The following is a 25030-nucleotide window of genomic DNA, read 5'->3' as shown; positions in this document are numbered from 1 at the left end:
CGCGTTCGTGCACACGGGGGAACCACTTCCGGCGCGGACACGCAGAACGGGTGGCCGTTCAGGACACCGCGGGCGACGGCTCTGACTTCGTCTTGGCAGGCAGGGTTTCCGGCGCCGGGAACCAGGCGAACGCGGCCACCGCGCACAGTGAGCCGGTCACCGCGAACGCCGCGCCGTAGGACAGGTTGTCCGCCAGCAGGCCCGCCACGACCGGTCCCAGCACGGCGCCGATGTCGGCCGTCATCTGGAACGTCGCCAGCACCGGGCCGCCGCGGCCGCGGGAGCCGATCACGTCCGCGACCGTCGCCTGCAGCGGTGGTGCCAGCAGGCCGGCGCCGAGGCCCGCGATCACGGTCGCGATCAGGAACATCGGCACGTCGGCCGTGAAGCCCACCCAGATCGTGCCGCCCGCGGAGATGACCAGCCCGAGCAGCACCGTCGGTTTGCGGCCCCACGAGTCGGCCATCCGGCCCGACACCAGCAGCATCAGCACGTTGCCCACCGCGAACACGGCCAGTGCGGTGCCCGCGAACGCGCCGTCGCGCCGCAGGACCTCCTCCACGAACAGCGGCACCAGCGACACCCGCACGCCGAACACGGCCCAGCCGTTCGCGAACGACGAACCCAGCGCCGCCACGTACGCCCGGTGCCGCAGCGCCTCCCGCACCGTGAACGTCGACGTCTCGGCGTCCGCCTTCGCCGCCAGGGTCGAGTTGCGCAGGAACCACCACACGATGAGCACCGCGACCATCAGCAGCACCGCGTACACCAGGAACGGGGCACGCAGGGAGATCGTCAGCAGCCCACCGCCGAGCAGCGGCCCGGCCACGCTGCCGGTCAGGAACCCGGTGCCCCACAGCCCGGAGGCCCGGCCCCGCAGCGGCGTGGGCGTCAGCCGGATCAGCAGCGCGATCGCCGACACCGTGAACATGGTCGACCCGATCCCGCCCAGTGACCGGAACAGCAGCAGCTGCCAGTAGTTCGCGGCGAACGCGCACAGACCGGTCGACACCGCGACGATCGTGATGCCCGTCAGGTACACGCGCCGTTCACCGAGCATCGAGACGAGCCGCCCGCTGGCGGGCGCGAACACCAGCCGGGCCACCGCGAACGCGCTGACCACCACCGACGCGGCGGTCACGCTGACGTCGAAGCTGCGCGCGAACGTCGGCAGTGCGGGGGCGACCAGCCCGAACCCGGCGGCGATCACGAAGTTGGCCGCGACGAGCACCCACACCTCGCTGGGCAGCCGCTCCTTCTGCGCGGAAACCGCGACCACCCCCATCAGCCTCGACCGTGACCCGAACGGGTCAACCGCCCGGGTCCGCGCTTCATTCCTCCTCTACAAGCTCGCATGTCAGGGCCAGGTTCCGGTCGGGCGGTCGTGGTGCTCGCAGTGGACGGTCAGCCGACGTCCCGCCTGCGGAACGCCGCCAGCCCGGCCGCGACCAGCGCCGCCGCCACCAGCGTCAGCCACACCAGCGGCGCCGCGGCGAACTCACCGCCCGGCAGCTTCGGGGTGTGCGTGAACGGCGAGAGGTCCATCGCCCACCGCGGCAGCCCGAACAGCGGTCCCATCTGCCCCAGCAGCAGGAACACCACGAGCGCACCCCAGCCCGCCATCACGAGTCCCGGCGCGACGCCGAACACCAGCACGGTGATGCCGGTCAGCACCCACACCGCTGGCAGTTGCACCAGCGCGGCCGCCACCACACGGCCCGTCTCGCCGAGGTCACCGCTGGCCGCGCCGTGCGCGAACCCGCCGAACACGCCGACCGCGGCCATCAGCAGTGTCGTCCCGGCGAGCGCGACGACCAGGTGGCTCGCCGCCCAGCGCACCCTGCCGACGCGGGTCGCGAGGATCGGCTCGGCCCGCAGCGCGGTCTCCTCCGCACGCAGCCGCATGGCCGACGAGATCCCGTACGCGGACACGATCACGGCGAGGATGCCCATCTCGGCCGACAGGAACGCGTCGACGATCCCGCGCTCACCGCCCAGCTTCATGATCATGTCGCGGGCTTCCGGTGTGTCGACGAACCCGCCGATCCGCGACGCGATGCTGCCGAGCACCAGCCCGCCGACGGCCATGCCGACCAGCCAGCCCGCGAGGCCGCCGCGCTGCAGCCGCACGGCCAGCGCCAGCGGGCTCGACAGCGACGGGCTCGCCGCGGGCCTGCCCGGCTTCTGCGCCAGCAGGCCCGCGCCGTGGTCGCGGCGGGCGACCAGCGCGTACGCGCCTGCGGCGACCAGCACGGCGAACGCGACGAGGTAGATCAGCACCCACCATCGGTCCCCGGCGAACGGCCGGACCTGCTGCGCCCAGCCGATCGGCGACACCCACGACAGCCAGGTCGACGTGTCGGTTCCGGTGGCGTCCCCGGCCGCACGCAGCAGGTACGCCGCGGCGAGCACCGCCGCCGCGAGGCTCCGCGCGGTCCGCGCGCTCTCGGTGACCTGCGCGGTCAGCGCGGCGACCGCGGCGAACGCGATCCCAGCGCCTGCCCACGACAGGCCGAACGCGAGCGCGCCCTGTGCGGGCAGGCCGGTGCCGATGAGGCCGAGCCCGGTCAGCAGCGCCAGCACCAGCGAGGTACCGGTGGCCAGCAGCAGCGCGGCGGTCAGCGACGCGTACCGGCCGACCACGGCCGCGCCGAGCAGTTCGAGGCGGCCGGTTTCCTCCTCGGCGCGGGTGTGCCGCACCACCGTGAAGATCGCGACCAGCGCGGCGAGCGCGGCACCCATCGCGCCGAGCTTGATCAGCGACACCGCGCCGAGCGAGGTCGGGTCGAAGACCCTGCCGTACAGCGCGAGCATCGCGGGTGTCTCGTTGACCGCGTTCGCGGCCCGCACCCGCGACTCCAGCGTGGTGTACAGGTCCTGCGACGCCGACGACGAGCTGGCCGCCATGACCACGAACAGCAGGATCCAGATGCTCGCGACGACCCGGTCGCGGCGCAGCGCGAGCCGCAGCAGCGTGCCGGTCCCCGCGAACCCGTCCCGCCGGCCGGTAGCGGAAGCGGTGGCGGGCCGGGCGAGGGTGGCGGTCATCCCGCCACCGCCGCGTGCCCGCCGTTCCCGGTGACCATGTCGGCCTCGTAGTGGCGGAGGAACAGCTCCTCCAGGGTGGGCGGCTGGCTGGTCAGGCTGCGCACGCCGACCCGGGTCAACTGCTTGAGGACGCTGTCCAGCTCCTCGGTGTCCACGTCGAACTTCACGTGCGTGCCGTCGACCTCGAGGTCGTGCACGCCGGGGTGGCCCGCGATGCCGTCGGGGGTGCCAGCCAGCTCGGCCGCGATCGACGTGCGGGTCAGGTGCCGCAGCTCGGCGAGCGTGCCGGTCTCGACCGTGCGCCCCAGCCGGATGATGCTCACCCGGTCGCACAGGGACTCGACCTCGGCGAGGATGTGGCTCGACAGCAGCACGGTGCGGCCGCGGTCGCGTTCCTCGCCGACGCAGTCCTGGAAGACGGCCTCCATCAGCGGGTCGAGACCGGAGGTGGGCTCGTCGAGGATCAGCAGTTCCACGTTCGACGCGAGGGCCGCGACCAGCGCGACCTTCTGCCGGTTGCCCTTCGAGTAGGTCCGGCCCTTCTTGGTCGGGTCCAGGTCGAAGCGCTCCAGCAGGTCGGCCCTGCGCTGCTGGTCGAGACCGCCGCGCAGGCGGCCGAGCAGGTCGATGACCTCACCGCCGGACAGGTTCGGCCACAGCGACACGTCACCGGGCACGTAGGCGAGGCGGCGGTGCAGCGCGGTGGCGTCCGCCCACGGGTCCCCGCCGAGCAGGCGGGTCTCGCCCGCGTCGGCGCGGAGCAGGCCGAGCAGCACCCGGATGGTGGTGGACTTGCCCGATCCGTTGGGGCCGAGGAAGCCGTGCACCTCCCCGGTGCGCACCGTCAGATCGAGTCCGTCGAGCGCACGGGTCCGACCGAAGGTCTTGACCAGGCCGGACACGGAAATTGCGGTTGTCATGCTTCGACCGTAGTGTGGTTTCACAAAGTTGTGAAGTTAAGAAAACGTATAAACTGATCAGGATCACACGGCCGGAGGAGAAGATGCAGAACGTGACAAGTGCTCCCGATGATCAGCCAAGTGACGTCGACCGGTTCGTCGAGCGGTTCGCCCTGTTGCTCGCCGAGGCGGGCATCGGCCGGATGCCGGGCCGGGTGTTCGGCGCCCTGCTCACCACCGAGGACGGCAGGCTGACCGCGGGCGAGCTGGCGGAGCGGCTGAAGGTGAGCCCCGCCGCGATCTCGGGTGCCGTGCGCTACCTCGTGCAGGTGGGGTTGATCGTGCGCCGCCGCGACCCCGGTGAGCGCCGCGACCACTACGAGGTGACCGACGACCTCTGGTTCGAGGCGTACGCCAACCGCGACACGCAACTGAAGGCGTGGGGCGAGGTGATGGCCGAGGGCGTCACCGCGGTCGGCGCCGGGACGAAGGCGGGCTGGCGCCTGAACACCAGCCGCCAGTTCTTCGAGTTCCTCCGCGAGCAGATGCCCGTGATGATGCGGAAATGGCGGGAGTACCAGCAGGACCCGCCCAGGTAGCGTGACCGGCGTGACGAACACCGTGACACAGCTCGCCGACGAGCTCCTCCAGTTGGTCTTCCACGCCGACCCGATGTACGCGTCCATCCTCGGCGTGCCGGGACACGGCCGTACGCTGGCCGACCGCTCGGCCACCGCCCAGGACGACCTCCGGACGCGTGCCCAGGACATCGCCGCGCGCATGACCGCCGTCGACCCCGCCGGCCTGTCCACCGACGACGCCGTGACCAGGGCGATGGTCATCCACCACGCGGACCAGATGATCGACGAGATCGACACCCGCCAGGTCGAGTTCACGATCAGCGACCTGTTCGTCGCACCCGCGGCCGAGCTGATCATGACGCTGCCGATGGTGCCGCTGAGCACGCCGGAGGCCCGCGACGACTACCTCGCGCGCCTGCGCGCGGTGCCCGCCTACCTCGAGACCGTGGCCGCGCGCCACCGCGACGGCGTCGCCGCCGGGCGGGTGCCGGTCGAGCGGACGGTCCGCAACGCGATCGCGCACCTGGACCGCTACCTGGCCGACCCGGCGAACGACCCGCTCGCCCGCCAGGAGGTGCCCGCGGACTTCGCGGCCGCGCGCGAGGAGGTGCTCGCCACCGTCGTGCGCCCGGCGTTCGCCGCGTACCGGCAGGCCCTGACCGACGAGTTCCTCCCGCACGGCAGGCCGGACGACAAGGTCGGCGTCTGCTGGCTGCCCGGCGGCGACGAGCTGTACCGCACCCTCGCCCGCATCCACACCACCACCGACCGCACCCCCGACGACCTGCACCAGACCGGTCTCGACGTCATCGAGCGGCTCACCGAGGAGTACGCCGAGGTCGGCGCGCGCGTGTTCGGGACAAGCGACCGCGCGGAGATCTTCCAGCGCATGACCACCGACCCGGCCATGCGCTGGCGCGACGCGGAGGAACTGCTGTCCTCCGCGCGCGAGGCCGTGGCCCGCGCCGAGGCCGCCGCGCCCGGCTGGTTCGGGCGGCTCGCCTCGCAGCAGTGCAAGATCGAACCGGTCCCGCCGGCCGACGCGCCCGGCGCGCCGGCCGCGTACTACCTGTGGCCGTCCATGGACGGGCAGCGGCCAGGCATCTACTTCGCGAACACCGACCGCGCGGAGGAACGCGACCGGTTCGTGTCCGAGGTGATGGCGTTCCACGAGGCCGTGCCGGGCCACCACTTCCAGATCCAGCTCGCGCAGGAGCTGACGCACCTGCCGATGTTCCGCCGCGTGGTCAACCCGACCGCGTACGCGGAGGGCTGGGGGCTCTACACCGAGCGGCTGGCCGAGGAGATGGGCCTGTACTCGTCCGACGTGTACCGGCTCGGCATGCTCGCCATGGACTCGATGCGCGCCGGGCGGCTCGTGGTCGACACCGGCATGCACGCCCTGGGCTGGAGCCGCGCGCGGGCCGTCGACTACCTGCGGGAGAACACCCCGATGTCGAACCTGGACATCGGCAACGAGATCGACCGGTACATCGCGTACCCGGGACAGGCGCTGTCGTACATGGTGGGGCGCCTGGAGATCCAGCGCCTGCGCGGGGTGGCCGAGCAGGCGCTCGGCGACCGGTTCGACATCCGCGAGTTCCACGACGTGGTGCTGGGCAACGGTTCGCTGCCGCTCGCGGTGCTCGCCGACGTGGTGACCGCGTGGGCGACGGTCAGCCTGCCCTGACGGTCTTCAGGATCTCCTGCGTCACGTCGGCGCCGAGGGGGGCGGGCTCGGCGGGCCCGCCCGCCAGGTCGTTCACCACGACCAGCATGGCGACGCCGTTGGGCTGACCGTCCGACTCCAGCAGCACGCCGACCAGCGCGACCTCCCCGGAGGTCGCCTGGCAGTCGGGCTTGGTGACCTCCGGCGTGACCTTCGCGGTCAGCGTCATCGCGGTGCTGCCCTCGACGGCCGCCTCGGTCGGCGTGGGCACGTCGACCTCGGCGTCGTTGCCGTAGTAGGTGGTGGCGAAGGACTTCGCGAAGTCGGTCAGCGTTGCCGACAGGTCGAGATCCTTGCCGCCCTTGCCCTGCACGTCGCCGCTCGCCGCGAACGTGCGGACGTAGGCGCTGCCGCCGCACTCGTACAGGCCGTAGTCGGCGTCACCGGTGAAGTCGACGTCCAGGCCGCTCTGGCGGGAGGTCGAGGACTCCTTCCAGTCCGGCGGCACCTGGTAGCTCAGGCCCGCGTCGGCGGTGTTGTCGACGGTGATCCAGTCGTCGTGCCGGCCACCGCCCGTGGTGGGCGGCGGATCCGCCGACGACGACGATCCGGACGACTCCGTCGTCGGCGCCGGGTCGGCCGTCGACTCGGTCGTGCTCGTCGGCTGTGGTTGCGCGGTCTGGGTGTCCTTTCGGTTCACCAGCACGATGGCCACGACCGCGCCGACAATGATCATGATCGCCACGAGGCTCAGGATCATCGGCAGCTTGGACCGTTTCGGCGGCGGTGGCGGCGGCGGATAGCCCTGCGCGGGAAAACCGCCCGTCGGCGGATAGCCCTGCGCCGGGAAAGCGCCCGTGGGCGGATAACCGGGCGGCGGGTACTGGGCGTACGGGTCGGCCTTGGAGGACGGATCGCTGTACGGATCGGTGCCGTACTGGTTCACGTACGGGTCGGTGCCGTACTTGTTCGTCCCCGGATCGGGCCCGAAGGGCTGGGGGTTCCAGCCACCCTGGCCGCCGTCGTTCCCTTGCCATCCGGTCACAGCCAGGACGATAGCCCGAACACGCTGTGCGCGGGCAGATATCCCGGCGAAACAATCCGCTGGCGAAGCGCGCCGAAGAGGGTCTGCCGGTTCCCGGGTGCGCACCCCACGTAGTTGTTCGATTACGGCCGTGAGTAGAGTTCGCCCTCGCCTGATCGACTCCCCTGTCACCAAAGATAGGTGAGAGGGCTGAGCCAAGTGTCGTTCGGACGGATAAGGAGTGTCATGGCCAGTCGGTTGAAGTTCGCCCGCGCAGGTGCCGCGATTGCGGGCGCCTCTGTGGCGTTGATGATGACGGCGGCCATTCCGGCCGCCGCCGACCCCGCGAAAGGCAGGGTGGACGGCGACGACTACGTCCACGGTCACCATGTCAACGTGGGTGGCGACAACAGCGACATCAACGCGAGCCTGATCAGCTTCAGGCTGACCGACGGCACGCCGCTCCAGATGTACTGCGTCGAGATCGACACGCCGATCGACAAGAAGCGGCAGATGGTCGAGCGGCCGTGGGACGAGTACCCGAACGCGAAGTCCCCGTTCCACCAGAACCGCGACAAGATCAACTGGGTGCTGCACCACGGCTACCCGGTGGTCGACACCGAACAGCTCACCGAGGTCCTCACCGAGGCCGGCGTGACGCTCAAGGACGGCATCGACAAGAAGGAAGCCATCTCCGCGACGCAGGCCGCGGTGTGGCACTTCAGCGACGACACCGACCTCGACCGGGACAACCCGTTGCCGAAGGGTCCCCGCGACTCCAAGGCGGACGTGCTGGCGCTGTACGACTACCTGACCGGTAAGGCAAACGTCGGCGTCCGCGGCCAGCCGACCGCGGCCCTCGAGGTCGCCCCTGGCGAGCTGTCCGGCACGGCAGGCAGCCGCATCGGCCCGTTCACCGTGAACACCACCGGTGACATCGACAAGCTGACCACCGAACTCCCCGAGGGCGTCAAGGTCACCGACGTCGACGGCGCCGAGCTCACCGCCGAGAAGATCAAGAACGGCGCGCAGCTGTACCTGGACGTCCCCGAGTCCGCCGAGGGCGGCGAGGGCAAGTTCGAGCTGACCGCCACGGCCAGCGTCGACACCGGCCGCCTGTTCGTCGGCGAGCGGTACGCCCAGGGTGAGAAGACCCAGTCGCTGATCGTGGCGACCGCCGACAAGAGCGAGCTCGTCGCGTCGGCCAGCGGCAAGTGGACCGAGAAGCCCACCGCGCCGCCGAGCACCTCGACCACCGAGGCCCCGCCGACCACGAGCACCGGGGTCGCGCCGGCGGGCGAGAGCACCACGTCGGAGGCCCCGGCCCCGCAGGCGAAGAACACCAGCGGTGAACTGGCCGAGACGGGTGCGTCGATCTTCACCCCGATCCTGATCGGTGTCGTGCTGGTCGGTGCCGGCATCGGCGCCCTGCTGTTCCAGCGGCACCGCAAGCGCGCCTGATCCGCGCGACGTAGGGTCCTGATGATGGTGACCGCCCCCGATCGTGGGGGCGGTCACCATCGGTCGTAGTAGGTTGGACCGAGTGCGTGGAAGGAGGGGTGGTCGTGGGCATTGATTTCGACGCCATGAAGAACAAGGCGGCGGACCTCGTCGAGCAGCATGGCGACAAGATCGAGTCCGGCGTCGAGAAGGCCGGCGAGTTCGCCAAGAACAAGTTCGGCCACGACGAGCAGGTCGACAAGGTCGTGGACAAGATCCAGGACGCCATCCCGGACAGGCCGAGAAACCAGCAGTGACAACGACGCCGCCCGGCTCTCGCAAGCCGATCATCGTGACATGGCAGGGGACGAACCGGACCAGCCTCGAGTCGGTCCGGCTGTTCGTGTCCGACGGCAGGCTGCGCGCATCCGGGCGGCTCATCGTCGCCGGCGACACCCCGTACAGCGCCTCGTTCGAGTTCACCGCGGCCCGCTCCGGCGAAGCAGGCCGCGGCCTGCTTCGCACCACGGCCGCCGACACCGAACGCTCCATCTCGGTCGGCCGGACCGAAGACGGCATCTGGCTGATCGACGACGGCAACGGCGCGACCGCCCGCAACGAGTTCGAAGGCGCCGTGGACGTCGACGTGGCGGGCTCGGTCACCTTCACCGCACTACCCATCCGCCGCCTCGGCCTGCACCGCCGCCCCGCGGAGGTCGAACTCCCGGTCCTGTACGTGTCGATGCCCGACCTCGCGATCAGCCTGGTCCGCCAGACCTACCGCACCGTCTCGATCACCGAAACCGGCGCGATCATCAACTACACGGACGCCCACCGCAGCTCCGACATCGCCGTCGACAAGGACGGCCTCCCGGTCATGTACCCGGACGCCGCACAACGCCTCTGAGTTGTCCACAGCTGACCTGGTTATCCACAGGTTGGCTTGTGTGCCTTGTTTTGTCGGTGGGTGCCGGTAGACTGGCATGGCGGGACGCCCCCGGGTTCGGGTGGGGGTTGCGTTCCGGCCGGTTTCGCGGCTTTGCTGGTGGTTTGTCCTCGCCGGACGGGCAGGTCTCGGGGGTGGCGGGGGCTTGTCGGCTGCGGTTTGGGCGGGTCTGCCTGCCATCCCGGCGACCTCCCTGCGGGCTATCACACCGCGCCAAGGGGGGCCGGTTCGTGCTTGGTGTGATTCGGGCTTCTGGCCCCCCTTGACACGGCGTGATCGGGCGTTGCCAGGTCGACGGGATGGCAGGGAGTCCCTTTGGGGTGGGCTTGCGCACCGTCGGGGTTGCGCGGGCAGGTTTCCCGCTTCGCGGGGCCCGCTTGGCGGGGTCGGGCGCGGAGCGCCCTGGTTGGTGCTGTGAAGGCGCGTTGACGGCGTGGCAATGCCCTGAAAGGCGCGTTCAGGGCGCTGGGCGTCCTGAATGGCCCATTGACGGCACTCGTTGTGCCCTGAGCGCGCCTTCACGGCACCAGCCCGCCCTGCGGGGCCCGTCGGGCGCTGCGCGCCCCGCGCCCGCTGCGCGGGTGCGGGGTGTCGTGCCCTGAACGACGCGTTTGGGACGCTCAACGTCCCGAAAGCGTCTTTCGGGGCACCGGCGGGTGGTCTCACGTTCGTGGTGTCTCGCTCCGCGCGGCTTTGCCGGGGTCCTGACGTTCGTTCCGGTGACTCTGGTCAGATTTGTGACAAGTTCTGCGAACACTTTCGGGTGGTCCCGGGGTGATGTTATTCTTAATTGTTTGCTGTCCGTAATGCCGGTGTTAACGACATCGCCCGTTCGTGACCATGAGGTCATTCATGACAAGGCCTGAGTCCAGCATTGTCGACCCCAATACGTTCGTCGACGGGCACACGTTCTCCTTTCAGTCGCAGCCCTACCTGCGGGACCTGTTCGAGGCGGTCGCCGACGGCAGGCTGCCGTTGGTTCTCGTGCTGGGGGCCGGGGTCTCGATGAACGCGAGCCTGCCCTCCTGGCGTTCGCTGATAACGAAGATGACCGGCGCGATCGACGACGACGCCCTGCAAAGGCTGGCCTTCCAGGACACGTCCGATCCCATGCGCAAGGCCGAGATCATCCTGAACCTCGTCAAACAGGGCAACGTGAACGTGCAGGACCACGAGGTGATCCGGGACGCCCTGTACCACAAGAACGCCACCGTCGTGCCTGGTCAGCTGGCGAACTCGCTCGCGCGGCTCATCTACACCCACAGAAGTCACGTCAAGGTGCTGACGACGAACTTCGACGACATCATCGAGAAGGCGCTGTACGGGTATTTCGACGAATCCCGCGTGCACGCCTATTCCATTTCCCAGGTGGAGCCGTGGCGGGAGTGGGCGCGCACCTCGGGCAACATCGGCGTCATGCACCTGCACGGTCTGGTCCGGCAGGGGCAGGACCCCGAGGAACCGATTATCCTGACCGAGTCGCAGTTCCTCAAGTACGGCGCCAGGGTGCGTGCCGCCATCTCGGACGCGATCGACGGTGCGTGCACGATCTTCGTGGGGCTCAGCATGTCCGACCCGAACCTGATCGGACCGCTGTACGAGAGTGCCGGGTCCTCGTCACCGCGGTTCGCGCTGGTGGTGCCCGGCAAGGAACCGGGCGCGTCCGCGGCGGAGTCGGCGCGGTACGCGATCGGCTCGGCGCGGTACCTCGAGGAGAAGCTGGCGCTGCGGCCGATCTTCCTGAAGTCCTACTCGCAGCTCAACCAGGTGATCTCGGACCTCGCGCTCGCCTCGGTGGAACCCGGCCGGTACCTGGCTGGCGGCGCCGCGACCGATTCGCTGACCTACGACCAGCGGCTCGCCCGTGCGCTCGACACCTGCTACTCGGCCATCGGGTGCGCCGCCGACGACTGGGTGCCGTCGGGGAACGCGGCCTCGGACTTCAACGAACGCCTCTACCAGGCGCTGAACATCACCGGCGGCCCGCTCGACGTCCTCAGGCGGATGAGCCGGCTCTACCGGCACCCCAACCTCGGGGGCCCGGACGGCGAGAACTTCGGCCTGTCGCTGTGGCTGCGGACGCGGGACCGGCAGGCGACCACGGAGAGCTACTCACTGTGCATGGTGGGCACCTCGGCGTTCACCCACCGTGAGGAGTGGTCGATGCGGCGCCAGGTCCCCATCTCCTCGGACACGCCGTTCACCGCCGCGCAGGCGGTGTTCCTCGGCAGTCGCCAGGCCGCGAACGTCATCCCGTCCCCGACGTCCCGGCTGTGGCGGGGCGTGCTGGCGGCGCCGGTGCTGCTCGTCGCGAGCGGCAGCGACAAGAACATCAACGGCGAGCCTGCCGACATCCTGACCATCGGCGCGATCACGCTGAACTCGACGCACCTGGTGACCGGCCTCGACGGCGAGGAAGAGGCCGGTCCCGAGGAGTTCTCCATCATCAAGAGGCTGAAGGCGGTCCACTACGACGAACTGGTCGGCAGCCTGCAAAAGGCGGCCGAGTTCGTGTTAAACCTTGCCTGACCGCTTCCTTTTCGCGCGCACCATCGGTACGGGCCCGGGAACGGAGACGTAAACCCGGTCTCCCACGACTCTCTTGGGTGACTGGTCGGTCACCGACTCACTCTGTTCGGTCTCCGTCATCGTCCCCACCGCCGCCTCCATCGTCTCGGAACTCGTGTGCACAGCTCACGTCCCTTCGCCGATGTCCACGTGGCGAATTTCCAATGCTACGGCGTCGTGCCAGCCGCTAGCAATCGCCAGGTGTGTCGTGGTTCGTTTCCTCAACCGATTCTGTTACGCACTTCGAGTTTATGCCGGTAGCGCGCCTATTGCCGTGTCGCCTTCCAGCCGGAGTACGCGACCGCCCGCTGTCCCCAGGTCGCGGAGCGTTTCGAAAGCCTCCGGATCGGTGAGATCGATCGGGAATTCTTCCTGCTCCGCGTTTCGCAGGTCCGCCAGCGCCTGCCTGCCCTCGTGCCCGGCCCGCACCGTCGCGGCCAGGCCGCCCGTCGACGCCAGCGCGCCCCTCGCCGCGCCGAGCCTGCCCAGCGCCTCGTCGACCGCCGCCAGCAGCGGGCCCCGGTTGCCTTCGCACATGGCGAGCACCAGCTCCGGCTTCGAGGACATCACCCTGGTGCCGTCGCGGAACGAGCCCGCGGCCAGCGACAGCGCCAGTGACCCGCCGTCCGCGCCGGTCGACGCCAGCACCGCGGCCAGGAGGTGCGGCAGGTGCGAGATCCGCGCGACCGCCGCGTCGTGTTCGCCCGCCGTCGCCGGCACCACGTGTGCACCGCACGCCAGCGCCAGCTCCGCCGCGGCCCGCCACGCGTCCTGCGGGGTGTCCTCGTCGGTGGTGACCACCCACGCCGCCCCGTCGAACAACGTCTCGGTCGCCGCGTCCCAGCCCGACGCCGACTTGCCCGCCATGGGGTGGCCGCCCGCGTAGCGCGCGTCCGGGAGCCGCTTCGCCACGGCGTCGGCGACCGGCTGTTTCACGCTCACGACGTCGGTGAGCAGGCAGTCCGGCGCGTGCGCCGCCACCGCGCGGAGCACGTCGTCCACGGCGGGCAGTGGCACGGCCACCACGATCAGCGCGTCGGTGCGGGCGGCACGCTCCAGCGCCGCGGGCACCGACGGCTCCACCCGGGGGTCCGCCACCGGTTCCACGGTCGCGCCGAACGCCTCCCGGCCGGCTCTCGTCGCCGCCTTCAGCACCGAGCCGCCGATCAGTCCGAGGCCGAGCACACACACAGGTCGCACGTGTCCATCTTTCACCGCAGCGCGTCCAGTGCGAAGGCCGCGTACAGCGCGACGCCGTGGGCGAACGCCGACTCGTCGAAGTGGACGCGGTTCGAGTGGTTGGGGGCCGCCTCGTCCGGCGTCACGCCCGGCGGGCACGCGCCGAGGAACGCCAGCGCGCCGGGGACCCGCTGCAGCACGTACGAGAAGTCCTCGGACGCCATCAGTGGTTCCGGCATCAGCGAGCTGTGCTTCTGGCCCAGCACCGTGCTCGCCAGCGCCAGGACCCGCTCGGCCACCGCGCCGTCGTTGTTCGTGGGCGGGTAGCCGGTGTTGATCTCGAAGGCGGCCGTGCAGCCGTGCGCGGCCGCGATGTGCTCGCACACCTTCGGGATCTCGGCCTGCACCAGCGCGCGAGTGCTGTCGGACAGGGTGCGCACGGTGCCCTCCAGCTCGGCCGTCTCCGGGATGATGTTCGACGTCGTGCCCGCCGTGATCCGCCCGACCGTCAGCACCGCGGGGTCGAAGACGCTGAACCGGCGGGTCACCATCGTCTGCAGCGCGCCGACCATCGCCGCCGCGGCCGGGACCGGGTCGATGGCCCGGTCGGGCATCGCACCGTGCCCGCCCTTGCCGGTGACCGTCACCGTGTACGCGTCGGCGCTCGCCATCATCGGACCTGGACGGCACATCACCACACCGGACTGCGCGGTCGACGTGATGTGCAGCGCGAACGCCTGCTCCACCGGCCTGCCACCCGCCTCCAGCACGCCCTCCTCCAGCATGTGCCGCGCGCCGTGCTGCCCCTCCTCGCCGGGCTGGAACATGAACACGACCTTGCCGGCCAGCGCGTCCCGCCTGCTGTTCAGCAGCCGGGCGGCCGACACGAGCATCGCCGTGTGCGTGTCGTGGCCGCACGCGTGCATCGTCCCGTCGGTCTCCGACGCGAACGCCAGCCCGCTGTCCTCCCGCAGCGGCAGCGCGTCCATGTCACCGCGCAACAGCACCGTCGGGCCCGGCCGGTCGCCGTTCAGCACCGCCGTCACCGAGCTGCACGAGTCACCGGTGCTGACGTGCAGCCCGAGTCCCTCGAGCGCGTGCAGCACCGCGGCCTGCGTCTCCGGCAGGTGGAGGCCCTCCTCCGGGTGCTTGTGCAGCCGCCGCCGCAGCGACACCGTCCTCGGTTGCAGTGCGCGGGCGGCTTCGAACAGGCCGGTGAACCTCGGGTCGTCGGACAGCGTTGCGGTGGTCATCCCATGATGATCGCGCAACACTCCGGCCACTGCTTCTTCCTGCGGCCGAACTTGAGGAATACCGTGTGCCCCATGTCCGAGCAGGACCCGGTGACGGGCTTCGCGATCGCGGTGGTTCGCGAAGAAGGAAAATGGCGGTGCACCGCCATGGAGAGTTCGGCGTTGACCGAGCTCGACGCGGCGATCACCGAGCTGCGCAAGACCAGGTCGACCGGGGCGGTGTTCGGCCTGCTCGACGTGGATGACCAGTTCTTCATCATCCTGCGGCCGGGCCCCGGCGGCGTCCAACTGCTGCTGTCCGACTCGGCCGCGGCGCTCGACTACGACATCGCCGCGGACGCGCTGGACGTGCTGCGAGTCGAGGCACCCGCCGACTACGACGACGAGGTCTGGCCGGAGGGTGCGCTGGACATCCTCGCCGACATCGGCCTGCCAGCCCCCGAGCTGCAGGTGATCGTCGGCGAGGTGGACCTCTACCCCGACGAGCAGCTGCAGATCATCGCGCAGCGCTGCGGCTTCGCCGACGAGTTCGGCAAGCTCCTCGACGCCATGGACAGCATGGCCCAGTGAGCCGGCGGGCCGCAGACGAGGACCTGGTCCGTGCCGCCATCGACGTGGCGGGACGGGCCACCGCGACCGGTGACGTGCCGATCGGCGCGGTCGTGCTCGCACCGGACGGCACCGAGCTGGCCGCCGCCTGCAACGCCCGCGAGGCGCTCGGCGACCCCACCGCCCACGCCGAGGTGCTCGCGCTGCGCGCGGCGGCCGCCCGCCACGGCGACGGCTGGCGCCTCACCGGCTGCACGCTCGTCGTCACGGTCGAGCCGTGCACCATGTGCGCGGGCGCGCTCGTGCTCGCCCGCGTGGCCCGCGTCGTGTTCGGCGCGTGGGAGCCGAGGACGGGCGCGGCCGGGTCTTTGTGGGACGTGGTGCGTGACCGCAGGCTGACACACCGCCCGGAGGTGGTGGGCGGGGTGCTGGCCGACGAGTGCGCGGCGCTGCTGGCGGACTTCTTCGCCACCCACCGGCCCGGCTAGGCGGGCCAGTCGACGGGTGTCACGGTCCCGGTCTCCCAGTCGCGGCGCAGGATCGCGTAGCCGACGGAGTCGTACAGGCGGTCCTGGCCCGGCCAGGCGTCCCGGTAGTGGGCCTCCTTGACGAAGCCGGCCTTGGTGAAGACGTTGCGCATGGCGTGGTTGTCCTGCCGGGTGGTCCCTTCGATCCGGTTGGTCGCGTGGTTGGTGAAGACGTGCGAGGTCAGCCACCGCACCGCGGTGGTCCCGACCCCGCGCCCGCGTGCCGACGCACGCACGCGTAAGTCGAACAGGGGAGTCCCGTCGTCGAGGTCGAGTAACCGGACGATCCCGAGCCGGTCCGGTCCGTGCGCGATCCAGTAGGCGTCGTCGTACGCCCCGCCGGCGACCCTGGCGTGGACGGCGGTGCCGTCGGCCTTCGGCTCGGTGTGGAACGGCCACTCCTCGGCGGTCATGAAGCGGGCGACGTCGTCGGTCTCCTGCCGCTGGACCTGGGTGAACTCCATGGCGCGAAGCTAGCAGCGGGCACCGACAAAAGCCGGTGGCTTTCCGGTCACTCCATCGAGTGAATCCCGAGGTGGGCGGCACCTGACGGCGCCGGTCAGGCGAGTGCCAGGCGCATGCCCACGGTGAGCTGCTCCGGTAGCTCTGTGACGCGGCAGATGAACACCCGGCGCCCGCCGACGTCGGTGTACTCGCCGACCGAGATCCGGTTGTCCGGCGGGGTGAAGCCGACGGGCTCGTACCTGGCGTCGAAGCCGCTGGGCAGGCGCACCTGGTACTCGAGGTGCCGGACGCGCAGCAGTTCGGTCGCGCGGAAGACGAACTGTTCCGCGGCGCCGCGCCGCATGAGCGGCAGGCATTTGGCGGGCCAGAAACGCGTCATCTCCATTCGGACGACCTGACCCATGCGTACTGGTGAATGAAAGTGCACGATCGAGGTGAGCCGGGCGTTCGAAAGCCACGAGTTCGTCATGCTCCAATGCCGGGTGGGCCGCCCGTCGATCTCGATGTTGTCGGCATTTACCAGGACATTCCTGCGGTACTTCTCGGGCTGGTCCCAATCACTGCCGAGGTGGAACCTGATGAAATACACCTCGTCCCGCTCGGCGACCGCCTCGAGCACGACGACCTCACGCACGTCACCGTTGGGTTGAATGTGCACTTTCTGGTGCCAGTTCTCGACCGAAGCCAGCAACCCGGCCCGCGCGGCGGACTCGTTGCCCACCACGAAGTCGCAGTACCGCGCGACCAGCCGCCCACAGTCCCTGGTGGCCCGCCGGGCAGCCCGCCGCTCGACGAGAAACACGAGCACGACCCCCACCGCACCCACAATGGCGACGACAGTTGCCGCCACCCGAACCGCACCATTTCCGAGCGTCGCCACCAGTATTCCGGCAACTGCCGCCACCGCCACCCCGGCAATGACCGGGACACTCCACGACCGAAAAGAGAGGTAACTGGTGACCATGGATTCCCACTCCTCCCCACGGGCGAAGGAAAACGCGACCGCCTGCCGGTGAGCCGGCACGACAGGCGGTCCCTTAGAGGATAAGACAGAAACCCACGCGACGATTACGTCATTCAGGCGTATTTACCGGGTGAAAGAAAACGGAAGCGTCACGCAGGTTGCGGGCGAGATGTCCCGCCCGCAACCTGCGGCCACGGTCAGGAATGGGCGCCCACCGTGTGGCGGTCGCGGCCTTCGAGCTCGGCGGCCAGCCGGTCGATCTGCTCGGCCCGTTGCTTCCGCCGCACTGCCCGCTCCACGCGTTCCTCGGTGTCCATCGCGTCGGTCTTGTTGCGGAGCTTCCGTTCCGCGCGTTGCGCGAGGATGTCCAGGTTGACACTGTCCTGACGCTCGTACAGGTGGACGTGTTTGCTGTGCAGCCGCTTGGCCGACTCCAGCTGCCGCGTGACGAGGGTGTCGTAGCAGGTGGTGCCACCCATCATCTTGCTCAGCACCGGGAGACAATCGATGGCGATCAGCAGAAGGCGGAGCACCCAGCCCGCCACCGCGATGACGGTGCTGGTGTCGGTGAGCCGTTCGAGCGCGTGGATCTCGTCGAGCAGTCCCACATCCGCGAGGTTCTCGCGCTTCTCCCGGACTTTCGCGGCGATCGCGTCGCTGACCTGGCGACCCGCGACCTGACGTGCCTGTGCCAGCTTCGCGGTGAGGTCGACGACGCTCGCCTCCAGCGCGTTCAGCTCCGCGTGCCGCTGGTCGAGTCGCACGTCGAGGCGGTACTGGTCGGCCTTCTCCCGGTTGCGGCGGCATTCGCCCCCCACGCCGGGCACGCCGGTGAGCCCGGGGCCGGTAGCGCCGGTGCACTCGGCCCGCGCCACGCGATCCAGCTGGGCGTAATGCCGGTCCATGGCAGCCACCTGCTCGGTCGTCCGGTCGAGCAGGCTCGTCTCACTCGCCAACCGGGTTTCGATCGCCCCCGGACTGTCCTTGATCGTCAGCTGGAAGCCACGGCACGACGGGTCCGCCGACACCGCACCGAAGGCCGGGTTGCACGACCGGAGTTTGCTCTCGTAGTCCTCGACTGCCGACTTGCGGTATTCGTCGATCTCGTTGTGAACGGAGGGCTGGAACACCCACAACACCAGTGGCTCGGCGATCGCGGCACCGAGGAGCAGTGAGATCACGATCCTGGGCAGGAACAGGGCCAGCTTGGAGGTGCGCTGCACCCCGTGAGTGCTGGAGATCAACCAGCCGTCGAACGTGAGGATCATGTACGCCCAGAGCAGCCCCACCGGCAACAGCGCCCACCACGCCCCGTTCGTGACACTGCTCAAGGCCACCACCAGCGACAACCCGGCCATCAGCCCGGTGTTCAGGACGATCGCGCCCAGCCGGGTGTAGCGGGGACGTTCCTCCGGCACCCAGTCGAGGATGTCCTCTTTGACGCCGACGACCGACCGGAGCCACCGCCCGGCACCTCGGTCCGTGGTGACCGGGCGGTAGAGGCCTACGGGTGCGTCGTTCGGCAGGGAGGAGCGAGCCGACGGAGCACCGTCCAGTCCGGCTGCCGCGGGAGGTTCAGCGAGGTCAGTGGACATCTTCCTCCCTCTCCTCCTCATCGTTCGCTTCCTCGTCGTTGTCGGCGGCTTCCAGCTCGGGGGCCTTGAGGTCCGTCAGCTCGGCCGATTCCGGGTTCGCCTGTTCCCGCGTCCCCGCGAGCATGTTGTCGACGACCTTCTCGAGGTTGACGTTGGCGGTGTCGAGGTAGCCGCGCTGGGCCAGCTCACGCACGATGTCGATCTTCGCTTCGAGTTCGCGCCGCTTGTCCTCCCGCTCGATGGCGAGGTCCTCCCGCGACCACTCCCGGTTCCGCAGTTCCCTCTCCCGCTTGATCTCGAGCTCGCGCCGTCGGTACAGCCACTCCTCGGCCGTGTCCGTGCGGTGCGCCTCCCACCGGAGACGCTTGTTCTCTCGTTTCCACTCGGCCAGTTCCCGGCTCTCGGTACGCTCGCGTTCCAGGCGTTCCTGTGCCTGAGCTCGTTCGTACTCGAGCTTGTCGGCTTCGAGACTCGTCACCCGTTCGGCCAGCTCCTTCGCGCTGATGTCACCGACGGAGTAGGCGTTGGTCAATGCGCTGAGGGCGTCGTTCGGCACCACGCGGCTCTGCTCGGTGAACTGGTAGCGCTGGTACCCGCGCATGTCGGCGTCGCGCTCCAGTTCCGCCCGCTGCGCCTCGGCGGCCGTGACGTACTCGAATTCCGCTTTGTGGTGCTGGAGGACCTGTGAACTGCGCTGCAGCCCGAACTGGATCCTGTGATGCTGCTCCTGCTGGCGCATCGACTGTTCGAACTCGCTGACCTCCGTCGGGGTCAGCACCTCCACGCTCGCGAGCTCGACGGACACGCCGACGATCGTCGGCGGCTCCACGGTGGTGAACGCCTTCACCTGTGCGTTCAACTTCAGTCGTGCCGTGTTGATCTCGGCCAGGGGATAGTCGAGCCCCAGCTCGAAGATCCGGTGGTGGCTCTTGATGTACGCGCGCAACGCACTCGCCGCCGACGGCGATCCTTGCCGCACCACGGCGATCGGGTCGGTCACCGTGCAGACGAAGGTGAGCCGCATCGTGAACTTGTCCGCGTCCTTGGACGGGATGTCGAGTTCCACGAACACCTCGACATCGCTCGAGACGTCCACGACGCTGACGTGCGTGGCGTCGAGCACCGAGGTGGAGTCGAGTGGCAGCGCCGAGTTGTCCAACAGGAAATCGCCGTCAATCCGGTAGATCAGGCGCTGCCCGGCCGCGGTCTGCGGAATCTCCTCGATCCCGCGGGTCCTCTTCGGGCCGAGCAACCGCTTCGGCGGCACGGGAGCGAGGCTGCGCTGATCGACGATGGGGTAGGGGACCGTCATGGGTTTTCCTTGTCTGATCCTTCACGGCCGAGCGCCGTGAGCAACGCGGAGAAGAGTTTCGCGATGAGTTCGTTGTCGTTGCCGCCGCCCTGACGAGCCGTCACCTTGCGCATGTCGTCGCGCAGGCGTCGGCGTTCGAGCTCGGTCATCTCCACGGCGAGCGCCTCGCCCATCCGCTGGACCTCTGAGGTGGCGTGCTTGTCGTGTTCGGCCAGGTCCTTGAGCGTGTCCCGCAACGACTCGATGGCGCGAAGACGCGTTGGGCGGTTGTCCAGCGTCATCGCCCACAGCCGGGCAACGGCGTGGATCTGGTCGGGGGACCGTCCGAGGTGGAGCAGCACGGACTGGCGTCCGGTCCTGTGGTCACGGGCGCCCAGAACCACGCTCAGCGTCGAGATCGCGACTGAGCGGAGGATGGTGCTGCCGCCAGGCCGGCCGAACCTCGCCAGCTTGTTGGACAACACCCTCAGCACCATTCCGGCATCGGGTGTGTCCCGGGCCAGGGTGGTGAACAGGTTGGCGAGCGCGATGGCGACGTTTCCGGTGCCGGTGTCGGCCTGTGTGCACAGCCGCCACAGCTTGTTGATGGCCTCGAGCGGGAACCGGACGCCGAGCTGGTCACCGAACGCCATGGCAGCGGTCCATTGCCGCGCGGGGTCGCTGCCGTGGATCCACCTCGTGGCGATCTGGAGCGCTGCTGGAGCCATCTGATCGTTGCGGGCCATGATCGTCAGGGTGTAGATCGCGGCACGCTGGCCCCCGCCACCACGCGATCCGGCGGACCACTGTTGCAGCAGGGCGAGCGCTTCGTTGAACGCGACCTCCGCCACGGCCGCCAGGCCGATGGCGACACGCCACGGGTGCCGCGCAACGATTTCGTTCAGCCAGCCATGCACGGCGTCCCAGAACGCCACGTCCATGCGGTTCCACAGGGCGCGGACGACGTGCCGGTGGTAGGCAAGCGAGGCGAAGACCAGTTCGGTTCGCGGACCAACGTCGAGCATGACGGTCCGCCGGACGATCAAGCCATCCGGATCGACGAGCCGACGCCGGACCTGGGGCAGGCTCTCCTCGGCCACGCCCTCCTCCGGAGACGGTTCCGGCATGTGCCGGCGTAGGTGCTTCTCGAGGACCGCCAGGTCGAGCTCGAACGCGCGTTCGGCGGTGCCGTGAGCGAAAGCCAGCGTGGTGACCTCCATGACCTGCCGTCGACTGGGGCCGCGGTCGAACCAGGAGGCCACCGCCGTTTCGGCGGTGACGTCGAAGTGACCGGCAGCTTCCTCCGGTTTCTCGCCCCGGTCGAGCCGGCACGCGAGTTCCACCACGTCACGTACCTGACGGCAACTCTCGAGCGACGTCGCCAACTCGGAGAAAGCGTCCTCGGTCAGGTCGGTGGTCATCCGGGTGCGAAGCACCTGTTCCAGGTCGGGTCGGTGCCACGGCACATGGCTGATCGCGTCGCCGACCTGTTGCGGCTCTGTCGTCGTCGTGACCACGAGATATGCGCCGGCGTTGGTCAGGCGGTCGGTCAGGACCCGCCAGGAGAAGTCGCCGTCGGTGTCGGGTGGCGCCACATGATCGATGACCGCGTACCCGAGCCCTTCGTCGTAGGTGCGTTCACGCAGTTCAGCCATGGTGAGCTGAGGCGAGAGGAGGAACAGCGACTCGTCGGTCACCGTGCGCAGCAGCGCAAGAGCGGATGTGCGCTTGCCCTGGCCCGGCGGACCGTGCAGGACCACCGCCCGCCCTCTTTCGAGCGCCGTGGCCGCCTTGCCGAACGGCTCGGGCCGTACGAAATGTGCGAGCGTGTCCACCAGGTCGTCCTCCCGGATACGGCCGGTGACGCGGGTTCGCACCATGGGCATGTCGGTGACCGTGCCGAAGTAGGCGTGCGTGATGCTCATCGACTCGGGCATGTCGTTGTGGACGTAGTTGAGCGTGTCCGCGTCGAACTTGGTCGCCGTCTGTTCCTCGGACCCGTCCGGCTGCTCCGCGGGCTGCTCCGGGCTGTCCTTCGTCTCCGCCATCAGCGCTTGGTGACCTGAACGCCGAAGACGACGTTCTCGGCGGTGAGGTTCTGAACCGTGTTGCTGACACGTGCGATCGGGTCCCGGGGCTCCTCGTCCACGTCGGCCTCGCTCCCGGTGCGGATGTAGATGTCCCACGGCGTCGCGTTGGCTGTGGTGTCGGCTTTCCTGAAGTCCGAAGCCGTGACGGCGGCGGAACGGACGAGCTCGGCATGCGCCCGGTGGGAAATGGCGAGCACGCAGCCGGTGGCCTGCCGGGCAACCGGGCGCGACCGGGCCAGGGCACCAGCGGCGGACACGGTGGCGGTCACGTCCACCGAGTTCAGGCCCTGACCGTGGGCGATCTCGGCGCGGTGCAACACGATCCGCGCGCGAGCGCCGGGGAGTGCGATCGCCTTCTCCAGTGCCGGCACAACCGAGGCGAACACGTCGAACAGGCTGATCGCGGCGACCGGGATCACAGCGACCGCGGTACCGTCCGGATAACGCCTGAGGTCGGCGACCACGTCGGAGTCGTGTGCTTCGATCGCCGCGTGCAGGCGTGCTTCACAGTCGATCGAAGGGCTTTTGGCGGCCACGGCAAGCACACACGCGGCCACGCCGGTGACGTGATTCTCATGCCCGAGCTTGGCAAGAACGCGTGTCACGAGTTCGGCGGGAGATGTCTGTTTCGCGTCGAGGTAGCCGATCGACGAACGGATGCCAGGAATGCGCGTCTCGTCGAAGCGGACGGGGAGTACGTAGACACTCCTGCTGTTCAGAGCGCGTTCCTGAGCGGCGGCACGTTCGTGATTGGTCCATACCTTGCGTGAATAGTCCGCGGAGATGAACAGTACGCAGAACCGTGACCGTCTACTGTAGATCTCGTCGAGATGTTCGTAGAGGTCGCGGCCCCAGAGGTCAGCGGTTTCGAAGCTGTCATAGAACACCCGCAGGCCGGCGCTTGTCAGCAATGTGGCCACTTCTTCCACGTACGAACGCTGCTCGTCGGCGAAGGACAGACACACGTCGTATGTTTCGAGTGTCTCTTCGAGCGCATCATGCATCCGTATGATCACATCCCCAGTCATCTCAGATCTCTCGCGATACGAAGATCAAATAACCCATATGGGTGGCGCGTGTGGGGCAGAACGTAGCAACGGGCAGCGCCGTCACCGAATTGAGGGTCCCCTAATCGGGGGTTTGTTGTGCTCGATCAGGCGTGATTCTTTGGTTACCAATGGGTAGTTTCCCTGGCGACATCTTCGGCAGTCCGCCTGGATCACAAATGGATTCTTTGCGGATGCCGGCTGGGGGTCATCGTCGATGAGGACGCGTGCCACTACTGGGCATCCCAGGTCGTAACCACCACGCCAGCCCGACCATCCGGCGAAGCGACGTGGGTCACATCATCGTGGTCCTGTGTGCATCCCGCTAACCGCACGACGGTCGTTGGCGATAATGCGACACCGGCAACCAGTCGCCACACTGTGACGGGCGGGACATGACGACTGACGAGGGTGCGAATCGCTCTGATGTGGAGCTCCGCGTTGCGGTCCTCGACGGCTGGCATCGTCTCGTGACCAACGTCCAGACAGGTACCGACACGCTTGGCACCTTGGCATCTCGGACCGGGATACCGTTTCGCCAGCTGGACATGGCTCGCCGCGTCCGCAACCAGATCGCGCATCAAGACCAGCCTGTCCCGCGTAAGCGGCTGCTGGCAGCGTTTCGAACCATTGCGGAAGCTGAACAGCGGCTCGACTCTCGCAGGAAGCCTAGGCCGCGCGGAGCGGACTGGCAGACGCGCCGCGACCGGCTGATCGGCGATAGGCGACTCACTCTCAGGCGACCCACTCCGCGGCCGGCGAGTCAGCGCATGCAAGCTACCGAGCCGGCTCGACGTGCCGAGCAACCGGCAGCAGTAGCGCGACACCTTGAGTTCCACCTCACGGCGGGCGAAAGATCAACTCCAAAGCTGATCCCGCTAACCGAACTCGGGCTCGGTACTCACGCAGCAACCGCGACTTGCCATGTCTCCTGGCTCAACTGTGCGATCGTCGGAGATTCCGTCAGGGTGATCGCCAGTGCCCTCCGGACGGTCGGTAAGCACCGTGGCTCGGTGCGGGTCCTCAGTCGAGGCCGCTCGGTCACGATCAACGTTGACCTGCATGTATCGGACCCGCCTCGGGCAGGCCGGCTTGGCTTCGCCACCCCACCGGGAGGCAGTCTGGACGGTCGCACGGGTGGTGTCCGTTGCGCTCGTCGCCTGCGTCCTGTTGGTCCTCGCCATTGCCGTCACCTGAACCAGCGCGGGCAATCGACGCACCGGGACAGCGTGGCAAGCCCCAAGCGAACCGAACTGAGGCTGAACGCCGAACGCCGGATGAGTCAGCTGACTCATCCGGCGTTCGGCCTGTTCAGAGCGGTAGCGGTGGGATTTGAACCCACGGAGGGCGTGAACCCTCACGCGCTTTCGAGGCGCGCTCCTTCGGCCGCTCGGACACGCTACCGACGGGAACGATACCGGACGGCTTCCTCCGGCTCGCATGGAGGCGGTGGGGTGTGCGTCCGCACCGCGTGTGATCCACAGGCGCTGGACGGCGTGCTGGTCGAGGACCGCATCGCCGACTGGATCACGACGTCGTGCCCGTGACCGCTGGGTTCGCCCACCAGACGAGTGACCAAGACCCCCCAGGTGGTGCGTTTGAACCTGATCGAATGAGCAATACTGCCTGGGCTGACGTGGGAGCTATGAGGAGGACGTCATGCCTGACCAGCAGGAGACCGAACAGAGGCGGGGAAGGCACGCGGCGCCGGAGGGGGCGGAGCGGCACCCGCTGATCAACCTCGACCGCGACCCGACCCCGGGCCAGGCGGACCACGCCCGCCCCGAGGACGACTGAACCTGACGAGAGCACCGGCCACCTCGGTGGCCGGTGCTCTCGCATGTGCGGAGCCAGCCAGACCTTCGCCGGGAGAGCACGAACGCCGGGCATCGATGA

At 69.0% G+C, this 25030-nt stretch carries 21 protein-coding genes and 1 tRNA gene; 9 read left to right on the top strand and 13 right to left on the bottom strand.

Annotation, left to right across the window (positions count from 1 at the left end):
• Positions 1–58: 58 nt before the first annotated feature.
• The 3 genes from ACFPCV_RS13685 to ACFPCV_RS13675 all read right to left on the bottom strand — a co-directional run bounded on the left by ACFPCV_RS13685 (position 59) and on the right by ACFPCV_RS13675 (position 3968).
• The gene (locus ACFPCV_RS13685) at positions 59–1285 is read right to left on the bottom strand and encodes an MFS transporter (protein WP_378056492.1); all 1227 of its coding nucleotides are present in this window, start codon (positions 1283–1285) and stop codon (positions 59–61) included.
• 119 nt (positions 1286–1404) lie between these two features.
• Positions 1405–3048, bottom strand: coding sequence for an ABC transporter permease (locus ACFPCV_RS13680; protein ID WP_378056491.1), 1644 nt, complete (start codon positions 3046–3048; stop codon positions 1405–1407).
• Positions 3045–3968, bottom strand: a complete 924-nt coding sequence (locus tag ACFPCV_RS13675) for an ABC transporter ATP-binding protein (protein WP_378056490.1) — start codon at positions 3966–3968, stop codon at positions 3045–3047. Before ACFPCV_RS13675 ends, ACFPCV_RS13680 begins: the two co-directional genes overlap by 4 nt.
• Before the next feature lie 83 nt (positions 3969–4051).
• Here ACFPCV_RS13675 and ACFPCV_RS13670 point away from each other — a divergent pair, with 83 nt between their 5' ends.
• On the top strand, positions 4052–4546 hold the full coding sequence (locus ACFPCV_RS13670; RefSeq protein ID WP_378056489.1) for a GbsR/MarR family transcriptional regulator: 495 nt from the start codon (positions 4052–4054) through the stop codon (positions 4544–4546).
• A 73-nt stretch (positions 4547–4619) separates the two neighbouring features.
• Positions 4620–6218, top strand: coding sequence for a DUF885 domain-containing protein (locus ACFPCV_RS13665; RefSeq protein WP_465251561.1), 1599 nt, complete (start codon positions 4620–4622; stop codon positions 6216–6218).
• Here ACFPCV_RS13665 and ACFPCV_RS13660 read toward each other — a convergent pair.
• Positions 6205–7242 (bottom strand): DUF8017 domain-containing protein, encoded by a 1038-nt coding sequence (locus tag ACFPCV_RS13660; RefSeq protein ID WP_378056487.1) that lies wholly within the window; start codon positions 7240–7242, stop codon positions 6205–6207. The genes ACFPCV_RS13665 and ACFPCV_RS13660 overlap by 14 nt on opposite strands.
• A 225-nt stretch (positions 7243–7467) precedes the next feature.
• Between ACFPCV_RS13660 and ACFPCV_RS13655 the strand changes: the two genes are divergently transcribed.
• From ACFPCV_RS13655 to ACFPCV_RS13640, 4 genes are all read left to right on the top strand, one after another.
• A complete protein-coding gene (locus ACFPCV_RS13655; protein ID WP_378056486.1) occupies positions 7468–8682 on the top strand; it encodes a Cys-Gln thioester bond-forming surface protein in 1215 nt (404 codons plus the stop codon).
• A 104-nt stretch (positions 8683–8786) separates the two neighbouring features.
• Positions 8787–8978, top strand: coding sequence for an antitoxin (locus ACFPCV_RS13650; protein ID WP_378056485.1), 192 nt, complete (start codon positions 8787–8789; stop codon positions 8976–8978).
• A gap of 35 nt (positions 8979–9013) precedes the next feature.
• A complete protein-coding gene (locus tag ACFPCV_RS13645) occupies positions 9014–9568 on the top strand; it encodes a putative glycolipid-binding domain-containing protein (protein WP_378056484.1) in 555 nt (184 codons plus the stop codon).
• 891 nt (positions 9569–10459) lie between these two features.
• Entirely contained in the window at positions 10460–12136 is a 1677-nt protein-coding gene (locus ACFPCV_RS13640) for an SIR2 family protein (RefSeq protein ID WP_378056483.1), read from the top strand.
• Positions 12137–12424: 288 nt separating this feature from the next.
• Here the strand turns inward: ACFPCV_RS13640 and ACFPCV_RS13635 are convergent, their stop codons facing one another.
• Complete coding sequence (locus ACFPCV_RS13635) at positions 12425–13375, bottom strand: prephenate dehydrogenase (protein ID WP_378056482.1); 951 nt, start codon at positions 13373–13375, stop codon at positions 12425–12427.
• Between the two features lie 11 nt (positions 13376–13386).
• Entirely contained in the window at positions 13387–14607 is a 1221-nt protein-coding gene (locus tag ACFPCV_RS13630; RefSeq protein ID WP_378056481.1) for a M20 metallopeptidase family protein, read from the bottom strand.
• 72 nt (positions 14608–14679) lie between these two features.
• On the opposite strand from ACFPCV_RS13630, the gene ACFPCV_RS13625 reads away from it, so the two are divergent.
• Entirely contained in the window at positions 14680–15177 is a 498-nt protein-coding gene (locus ACFPCV_RS13625; protein ID WP_378056480.1) for a tRNA adenosine deaminase-associated protein, read from the top strand.
• The gene (locus tag ACFPCV_RS13620; protein ID WP_378056479.1) at positions 15174–15644 is read left to right on the top strand and encodes a nucleoside deaminase; all 471 of its coding nucleotides are present in this window, start codon (positions 15174–15176) and stop codon (positions 15642–15644) included. The genes ACFPCV_RS13625 and ACFPCV_RS13620 overlap by 4 nt, the downstream gene beginning before the upstream one ends.
• Here ACFPCV_RS13620 and ACFPCV_RS13615 read toward each other — a convergent pair.
• The 7 genes from ACFPCV_RS13615 to ACFPCV_RS13585 all read right to left on the bottom strand — a co-directional run bounded on the left by ACFPCV_RS13615 (position 15641) and on the right by ACFPCV_RS13585 (position 24538).
• Positions 15641–16147 (bottom strand): GNAT family N-acetyltransferase, encoded by a 507-nt coding sequence (locus tag ACFPCV_RS13615; protein WP_378056478.1) that lies wholly within the window; start codon positions 16145–16147, stop codon positions 15641–15643. The two genes, ACFPCV_RS13620 and ACFPCV_RS13615, sit on opposite strands and share 4 nt — an antisense overlap.
• A 95-nt stretch (positions 16148–16242) precedes the next feature.
• Positions 16243–16998: a hypothetical protein gene (locus tag ACFPCV_RS13610; RefSeq protein ID WP_378056477.1), complete on the bottom strand. Its 756-nt coding sequence runs from the start codon at positions 16996–16998 to the stop codon at positions 16243–16245.
• 311 nt (positions 16999–17309) lie between these two features.
• Positions 17310–18707 (bottom strand): DUF4407 domain-containing protein, encoded by a 1398-nt coding sequence (locus tag ACFPCV_RS13605; RefSeq protein WP_378056476.1) that lies wholly within the window; start codon positions 18705–18707, stop codon positions 17310–17312.
• Positions 18697–20019, bottom strand: coding sequence for a hypothetical protein (locus ACFPCV_RS13600; protein ID WP_378056475.1), 1323 nt, complete (start codon positions 20017–20019; stop codon positions 18697–18699). Before ACFPCV_RS13600 ends, ACFPCV_RS13605 begins: the two co-directional genes overlap by 11 nt.
• Positions 20016–21833 carry a hypothetical protein gene (locus ACFPCV_RS13595; protein ID WP_378056474.1) on the bottom strand — a complete coding sequence of 606 codons (1818 nt, stop codon included), beginning with the start codon at positions 21831–21833 and terminating at the stop codon, positions 20016–20018. Before ACFPCV_RS13595 ends, ACFPCV_RS13600 begins: the two co-directional genes overlap by 4 nt.
• Positions 21834–22045: 212 nt before the next feature.
• Complete coding sequence (locus ACFPCV_RS13590; RefSeq protein WP_378056473.1) at positions 22046–23092, bottom strand: toll/interleukin-1 receptor domain-containing protein; 1047 nt, start codon at positions 23090–23092, stop codon at positions 22046–22048.
• A gap of 1359 nt (positions 23093–24451) precedes the next feature.
• Positions 24452–24538, bottom strand: a tRNA-Ser gene (locus tag ACFPCV_RS13585).
• Positions 24539–24793: 255 nt separating this feature from the next.
• Between ACFPCV_RS13585 and ACFPCV_RS13580 the strand changes: the two genes are divergently transcribed.
• Positions 24794–24931 carry a hypothetical protein gene (locus ACFPCV_RS13580; protein WP_378056472.1) on the top strand — a complete coding sequence of 46 codons (138 nt, stop codon included), beginning with the start codon at positions 24794–24796 and terminating at the stop codon, positions 24929–24931.
• Positions 24932–25030: the final 99 nt, after the last annotated feature.

This window comes from Actinophytocola glycyrrhizae, assembly GCF_042653545.1.
Taxonomy (GTDB): domain Bacteria; phylum Actinomycetota; class Actinomycetes; order Mycobacteriales; family Pseudonocardiaceae; genus Actinophytocola; species Actinophytocola glycyrrhizae.
Note: the sequence above shows the minus strand (reverse complement) of the source record. Positions and strands in the feature narration are given on the sequence as shown.